The organism is Metabacillus niabensis (assembly GCF_902829255.1).
Taxonomy (GTDB): domain Bacteria; phylum Bacillota; class Bacilli; order Bacillales; family Bacillaceae; genus Metabacillus; species Metabacillus niabensis.
In genome coordinates this window covers 1-6,436 of the sequence record NZ_CADEPK010000089.1, presented here as the reverse complement: position 1 = coordinate 6,436, position 6,436 = coordinate 1, and the positions used below count along the sequence as shown (strand labels likewise).

Genomic DNA, 6,436 nt, shown 5'->3' with positions numbered 1-6,436 from the left:
TATAATTCCTTATTTTCGGAATATTCATTAAACTATGATGTATTGGAGACTATGAGATGATAGAAATTAAAACAGAGCTAACAACAAACAAAAAACAGAAACCTGATCTTAACAATCTTGGCTTTGGTAGGTTTTTTACTGACCATATGTTTGTCTTAGATTATAAAGAAGACAAGGGCTGGCATGATCCACGGATTATCCCGTATCAACCAATTTCCTTAGATCCAGCTGCAAAGGTTTTTCACTATAGTCAAACGGTATTTGAAGGACTAAAGGCATATTTAACAGTAGATAAAAGAGTGTTACTATTCCGGCCAGAAAGTAATTTCAAAAGATTAAATGTGTCTAATGAACGTTTATGTATCCCTGCCATCAATGAAGAGCTTGCATTAGAAGCACTGAAGCAATTGGTAGCAGTCGATCGGGATTGGATTCCAAGTACTCCTGGGACATCTTTATATATTCGTCCATTTATTATTGCGACAGATCCGTGTTTAGGTGTGTCTTCTGCAAAGCAATTCCAATTCATCATGATTTTGTCTCCTGTAGGCTCTTACTACAAAGACGGTATAAAACCAGTAAGAATTCTAGTTGAGGATTACTATGTGCGGGCTGCTCCGGGCGGAACAGGTGCAGCAAAAACGGGTGGTAATTATGCGAGTAGTCTTAAAGGACAGGAAATGGCCAGCAAAGATGGATATGAGCAAACATTATGGTTAGACGGAAAAGAAAAGCGTTATGTTGAAGAGGTAGGAAGTATGAACATCTTCTTCAAAATAAATGGGACCGTTATAACACCTGCGTTAAACGGTAGTATCCTTCCAGGTATTACACGTGATTCCATGATTCAGTTGTTAAAGGCAAAAAAGATTGCTGTTGAAGAACGCAGAATATCAATTAATGAAATTGTCGAAGCCTACCATAATGGAGCATTAGAAGAGGCATTTGGAACCGGAACAGCGGCAGTTATTTCACCAATTGGGGAATTAAAATGGTTAGATGAAAAAATCATCATTAACAATAGCGAAATTGGAGAAGTAACACAAATGCTTTATGATACATTAATTGGTATCCAAAATGGCTCACTTAAGGATGAGTTTAGTTGGACAATAATGCTATAAAATTGTTTAAAAAGCCTGTGAAATCGTTGTTTCACAGGCTTAATATCGCGAATTTTCGTATGGTAGCATATTCGATAAAAATCAAAGGATAGATTTCTATAAGCTATTTTGAGAAAATTTCTTTTGCATGATCCAACGCCATTTTATTTCCTAATGCTGAATAATCAAGCCAAGGTTGATCTGGAACTTTGTAGACATGATTGGCTTTTACTGCTTTTAAACCTTGCCAAATAGGGGACTCCTGTAACTGTTTGTAAGCTGTTTGAGCTTCGTCATCTCGATTGACAACAACAAATATAGCATCAGCATCAAAGTCTGGAAGAACCTCCTGGGAAATTACCTCGTATGGCTGGTTTGAATCAAGCTCCTCAATTCCGTTAGCAGGCTTTAATTGTAAATCCTCAAATAAAATCGGACCCATTGGACGTTTTGTCGTAAAGACGCGTAATTCTTTTGCGGTAACACGAATGGCCATCACTTTACTATCTTCACCAAGTTCATTTTTAATTAACGTGCGTACTTCTTTTGCTTGGGTTTCGTAATCTGCAATAAATTGTTCAGCCTTCTCCTCTTGGTTCACAAGCTTCCCAATTGATTTTAAATGGTCTCTCCAGGTTCCTTCATCAAGATTAAATACTTCTGTAGGGGCAATCTTTTCATATTTGGATACATCCTGCCCTCCAAATTCTTTATCTAGATAGATGACAGAAGGGTTCAATTCGAGCAATGTTTCCATGTCTGGATCTTTAGCAGGTCCAAGCTGTTTCGTATCCTTCAACTGATCCTTCACATGGGGAAGAAAATCCTTTAACTCTCCGCCAACGACCGAACCAACAGGTGTAATTCCTAACGCAAGCAAATCATTTGTTAAGTGAATAGAGAGGGAGGCAATTCTCGTTTCATTATCAGCTGCCTTCTCTTCATTCGATGATTGAGTCGCATTTGAAGCATTTTGTCCGCATGCTGACATTAATAGTAACAGCATTGCACTAAATAAAAGGATAAGTTTCTTTTTCATCAATGTATCTCCTTGTAGTTGAATTTATTTTGTTTTTGCCAATAAATAAAGAAAATATGGGGCTCCAATTGCTGCAACAATGACACCTGCAGGAATTGCATTTGGCTGAAAGATAGAACGTCCCACCGTATCTGCAATCACTAAAATGACCATCCCAATGAGCCCTGCGACAGGAAGACTATGCTGATACATGGGGCCAACAAGACGACGTGCAAGGTGGGGGGCAACGAGACCGATAAAGCCAATCCCGCCTACCATTGCAACACTCGCGCACGATAGACCAACAGCCGTTGCCAGCATAAGCAAGCGTTGGCTTTGAACTGAGGTACCGAGCCCTGCTGCGACGTCATCCCCTAAAGCTAGGACATTTAATGTTCTAAACTGGGACCAAGCAAAAGGTGCTAGGATCAGAATCCAAGGAAAAAGGGCGAGTACATGAATCCAATCTCTTCCCCAAACATTTCCTACAAGCCATCTTGAAGCAAATGTATATGTCTCTTCATCAAGACGAAGGGAAAGGAAAAGCGTAGCGGCACTAAAGCCTGCTGAAACGGCAATTCCTGTGAGAATCAGTCTGATAGGCAGCAATCCTTTCGCCCGGTCATAAGCAAGAATAATAATTATAAAAGCAGTTAAAAATCCACCTAAAAAAGTAAATAACGGAATAAGAATCGCTGCATGACCATCAAACGAATGATAATAAGTAACAAAAAGAATAAGACCAAAGGAGGCCCCTGCATGTAGTCCTAAAATTCCTGGGTCTGCCAAAGGGTTACGGGATAATCCTTGTAGAATTGCACCAGAAATACCTAAGCCAATTCCGCCTAACATGGTGATTAAAATTCTTGGCATCCTGTATTCAAACAGGACTAATGAGCTTTTATCGTCACCATATCCAAATAGGGTTTGGACCACTTTTAACGGAGTAATTTTCAAGGATCCTGTATTCAAACTAATTAATACAATACTGATGCTGATTAAGATTAATACGAAAGCAACAGTATAGGCTCTTTTGTTGTCGACGTTAGCTTGGAATTTCATTTATAAATCACTTCCAGTTTTACGAGCAATATAAAGAAAAAACGGGACTCCGACTAAGGCAACTAATATACCAATGGCCAATTCACGAGGTGGATTGATCGTTCTCGCACCTAAATCAGCTATAATCAGTAAGATTGAACCCAATAAAGCTGACATCGGGATGATAAGCTTATAATCTACTCCAACTAACTTTCGAGAAATATGGGGGATGACTAATCCGATAAAACCTATTGAACCAACAGCTGAAACAGAAACTCCTGCCAAAATAACAGCTATAATTATAGATAGAACCTTAATGAAGGCTACGTTCATCCCAAGATTCTTTGCAATATCATCCCCTAAGGAAATAAGAGAAACAGAGCGTCCCATTATCATTGCCCAAATAATGGTGATCAGAATGACAGGAGCTAACACCTTTAAATGATCCCACTTAATTCCTGCTACACCACCTGCGAACCAAAAGGCTAAATCTTGATTCAAATCAAAGTAAATGGCAATACCTGTACTAAGTGAATGTAACAGTGCTGCAATTACTGCACCTGAAATTGTTAGACGCATAGGTGTTAGCCCACCTGGGACAGAAGAGCCGATGATAAAAATGAACAATGTACTTAGCACTGCACCAATAAATGAAAAAATCATTAACAAAGAGTACGGAATACCTGGAAAAAAAGCAAAGCAAAGAGTAACGATAAACATCGCTCCAGCGTTAATGCCAAGAATCCCTGCATCAGCTAATGGATTGCGGGTAACCCCCTGTATTAAACACCCGGCAACAGCAAAGCCCGCCCCGACAATTGCTGCACCAATCACCCGAGGAAGCCGCAGTTCAAAAATAATCTGTTGCTCAGTCAGTGTAGGATTATAATGGAAAATTGCTGACAACACTGTATGAAACGTAACCTCTTTTGCCCCAAGAGAAATAGCCAAAATCATGCTGGTGATTACTCCAAGAATCGCTAAAATAAATAAAAGCAATAACAGATAAGTGTTTGAACGATTTTTGTTGAATTTTTGAGGAGAGGTATGTAACATTTGAACGCACCCTTAATTTATTAATAATGATAATCATTATCATTTTGTTATTATATTTTATAAATATCTTTTAAAGCAATCTATTTTTTTTGAAAAGATAAGAGAATTTTAGTAAACGCCCTATTTATTTCTTTAATTTGGGAAATTACCTAATCATAGGGTGGTTTTATGGTGAATTATAAGGTGATTTACTATATTACGTGATGACGGTTTTCTCATTCAATAAAAAGTATAGTTTCATAAAAAGCATTCAATATAATCTTGAAACTTTTTCCAATAATAGAACGTAATAATGATAAAAGAAGCGACAAGTAAAGGGAGGGATTATATGTTAAACCTATTACAAATTATTTTTTCATTCATTGGTGTGGTAATTGCCGTCTATAATTTAAACGTGAATTCGGTTGATTTAAGCTCGTATGTCTATCTTTTTTTAGGGGCATCGTTTTTGACATTAGCAGTATCTCAACTAAAGGAAAAGAAAAAACGAATAGGAATGCTAACGATCCTTGTTACTTTATTGATGTTCTATGTTTCATTTCAAGGAATCTTTTTCACTTAACAGATAGCGTTGCCACAATAGGTGGTGGCGCATTTTTTATTCAAAGAATAAACTTGTATTTTTTACCAAAAAAGAACGCTTCAATGGTATGATGAAACAAGGAAATGCCTAAACTTTACTAGTTGAAATGCTCGTATTTTTATTTTTAGGGGGCTAAAATTTGAGGGAGACAAATAATAAATCTATCGTTTCTTTAACTTTAGGGATATTATCAATCATCTTACCTTATATTGGCTTAATTCTAGGTATTATTGGCTTTGCCCTATCCTTCAAAAGCATTGGTGAAATCAACCGTTTAAAGCAAAAAGGCAAGGGGTTAGCTTTTTCTGGAAGGGTTTGTAGTCTTATAGGAATATGCATGCAAATCGTGATCATTTTACTTGGAGTTTTAGCATACGAGTCACTGTTAATTATAGGAAGCTAGTAGAAATCTAAATTACGGTTTAAAAGGGGTCAAAGATGAGAGAAGAAATAATATCTGAAGTTGGAAAAATAGTAGGTTCAAAATTACAGTATGCAGGAAGGGCATCTAACCTCTTATGGTTAGGCTTTGGGGATATCGTTCAAATAATCCGAAGAGGCAGAACCGAAGAAGCTGCAGAATACGCTTTACATATCCAATGTTCGTGGAGAATTACATTAGGAAGCAAAATTGTTGTTGCTTCAAGGGATTTCTATTCTCCTCACTCACAATGGGATGAAGATTATGAGGATTTCGATTGGGATATACATGGTAACAACAGGTTTGATGAACGTATGAAAGCTTTTATAAAAGAAAACCGACAAATAAAAGTAATACAAATTGATTCTGATGAAGTCGGTGGATTAACAATCCTTTTATCGGGTGGCTATAAGTTAGACGTATTTCCAGACAGTTCAGAAGACGATGAATATAGTGAGCACTGGAGATTATTTAAGCCGAAAGATAACAGCCCTCATTTTATTGTTACAGGGAACGGAATTGATAATGCTTGAGCTTAAACTAAAAGGCGTACTGAAATGAGTAGTGATGGATTAATTTAAGGCAATAGGTAATATAACGAGGTGTTCTTTGTGAAACGAGGGCTAAAGAGATTTTTGCCTTTTATGATTGTTTTAGGAGGATTAATCGTATTATTTCTGTTTTATGTGTTCGTTGGCCAGGAATACCTTTACGCTAAGAAAAATGCAAATAGACTTTTAGAATTAGAGTTACCTAGAAAATCAGAAGTGATTGAACAAGATTTTGATTATGGGGTTATCTATGGAGGAGGTCCTTGGGGCAATGGCGGTTATCCAACACTTGTTGCGTATAAAAGGATACGAACCGAATTGAGTGAAAAAGAGATATTTGAATATTACAATACAGATAACTTTGAAATATACTTCGATGGTTCAGTGGAGCTAAAGAAAAACAATAAAGGGCAAATCTGGTACGAAGGGTTGATGAAGGATGAAGATGCCTTGAGTACAGAGAAGAATGATAAGAAACCTATGGAGGTTATGATTCAATATAGGACCGAATTTAGTTATCCATTTTTCATAGATTTTTATTGAATAGCGGGGGATACATCTGTTTTGGACTTATAAAAGCTGAAAAGGGAGAATCATTAATGCCATTATATAATAAACTCGTTCGTGATAAAATTCCTGAAATAATTAGACTCTTTTCTATAAGAT

8 protein-coding genes are annotated in these 6,436 nt (G+C 37.0%); 5 read left to right on the top strand and 3 right to left on the bottom strand.

All coding sequences use genetic code 11. The features are described 5' to 3' along the window. Positions 1-56: 56 nt before the first annotated feature. Positions 57-1,121: a branched-chain amino acid aminotransferase gene (locus tag HU235_RS09250; protein ID WP_174880034.1), complete on the top strand. Its 1,065-nt coding sequence runs from the start codon at positions 57-59 to the stop codon at positions 1,119-1,121. Positions 1,122-1,224: 103 nt separating this feature from the next. Here the strand turns inward: HU235_RS09250 and HU235_RS09245 are convergent, their stop codons facing one another. From HU235_RS09245 to HU235_RS09235, 3 genes are read right to left on the bottom strand one after another with little or no spacing between them, the layout of a single operon-like run. Continuing rightward, positions 1,225-2,139 carry an iron-hydroxamate ABC transporter substrate-binding protein gene (locus tag HU235_RS09245; protein WP_174880033.1) on the bottom strand — a complete coding sequence of 305 codons (915 nt, stop codon included), beginning with the start codon at positions 2,137-2,139 and terminating at the stop codon, positions 1,225-1,227. Positions 2,140-2,163: 24 nt separating this feature from the next. Then, entirely contained in the window at positions 2,164-3,180 is a 1,017-nt protein-coding gene (locus HU235_RS09240) for a FecCD family ABC transporter permease (RefSeq protein ID WP_174880032.1), read from the bottom strand. Next, positions 3,181-4,215 (bottom strand): FecCD family ABC transporter permease, encoded by a 1,035-nt coding sequence (locus HU235_RS09235; RefSeq protein ID WP_174880031.1) that lies wholly within the window; start codon positions 4,213-4,215, stop codon positions 3,181-3,183. Positions 4,216-4,543: 328 nt separating this feature from the next. Between HU235_RS09235 and HU235_RS09230 the strand changes: the two genes are divergently transcribed. The 4 genes from HU235_RS09230 to HU235_RS09215 all read left to right on the top strand — a co-directional run bounded on the left by HU235_RS09230 (position 4,544) and on the right by HU235_RS09215 (position 6,313). Further along, the gene (locus HU235_RS09230; RefSeq protein WP_174880030.1) at positions 4,544-4,777 is read left to right on the top strand and encodes a DUF3953 domain-containing protein; all 234 of its coding nucleotides are present in this window, start codon (positions 4,544-4,546) and stop codon (positions 4,775-4,777) included. Between the two features lie 160 nt (positions 4,778-4,937). Next, positions 4,938-5,201: a DUF4190 domain-containing protein gene (locus HU235_RS09225; protein ID WP_174880029.1), complete on the top strand. Its 264-nt coding sequence runs from the start codon at positions 4,938-4,940 to the stop codon at positions 5,199-5,201. 35 nt (positions 5,202-5,236) lie between these two features. Beyond that, positions 5,237-5,752, top strand: coding sequence for a hypothetical protein (locus HU235_RS09220; RefSeq protein ID WP_174880028.1), 516 nt, complete (start codon positions 5,237-5,239; stop codon positions 5,750-5,752). A gap of 78 nt (positions 5,753-5,830) precedes the next feature. Continuing rightward, positions 5,831-6,313 (top strand): hypothetical protein, encoded by a 483-nt coding sequence (locus HU235_RS09215; RefSeq protein ID WP_174880027.1) that lies wholly within the window; start codon positions 5,831-5,833, stop codon positions 6,311-6,313. The last annotated feature ends 123 nt before the right edge of the window (positions 6,314-6,436 follow it).

What these genes read in the sequence shown, in the direction of transcription:
- HU235_RS09250 (WP_174880034.1), top strand. Translation starts at nt 57, where the DNA reads ATGATAGAAATTAAAACAGAGCTAACAACAAACAAAAAACAGAAACCT.
- HU235_RS09245 (WP_174880033.1), bottom strand. Translation starts at nt 2,139, where the DNA reads ATGAAAAAGAAACTTATCCTTTTATTTAGTGCAATGCTGTTACTATTA.
- HU235_RS09240 (WP_174880032.1), bottom strand. Translation starts at nt 3,180, where the DNA reads ATGAAATTCCAAGCTAACGTCGACAACAAAAGAGCCTATACTGTTGCT.
- HU235_RS09235 (WP_174880031.1), bottom strand. Translation starts at nt 4,215, where the DNA reads ATGTTACATACCTCTCCTCAAAAATTCAACAAAAATCGTTCAAACACT.
- HU235_RS09230 (WP_174880030.1), top strand. Translation starts at nt 4,544, where the DNA reads ATGTTAAACCTATTACAAATTATTTTTTCATTCATTGGTGTGGTAATT.
- HU235_RS09220 (WP_174880028.1), top strand. Translation starts at nt 5,237, where the DNA reads ATGAGAGAAGAAATAATATCTGAAGTTGGAAAAATAGTAGGTTCAAAA.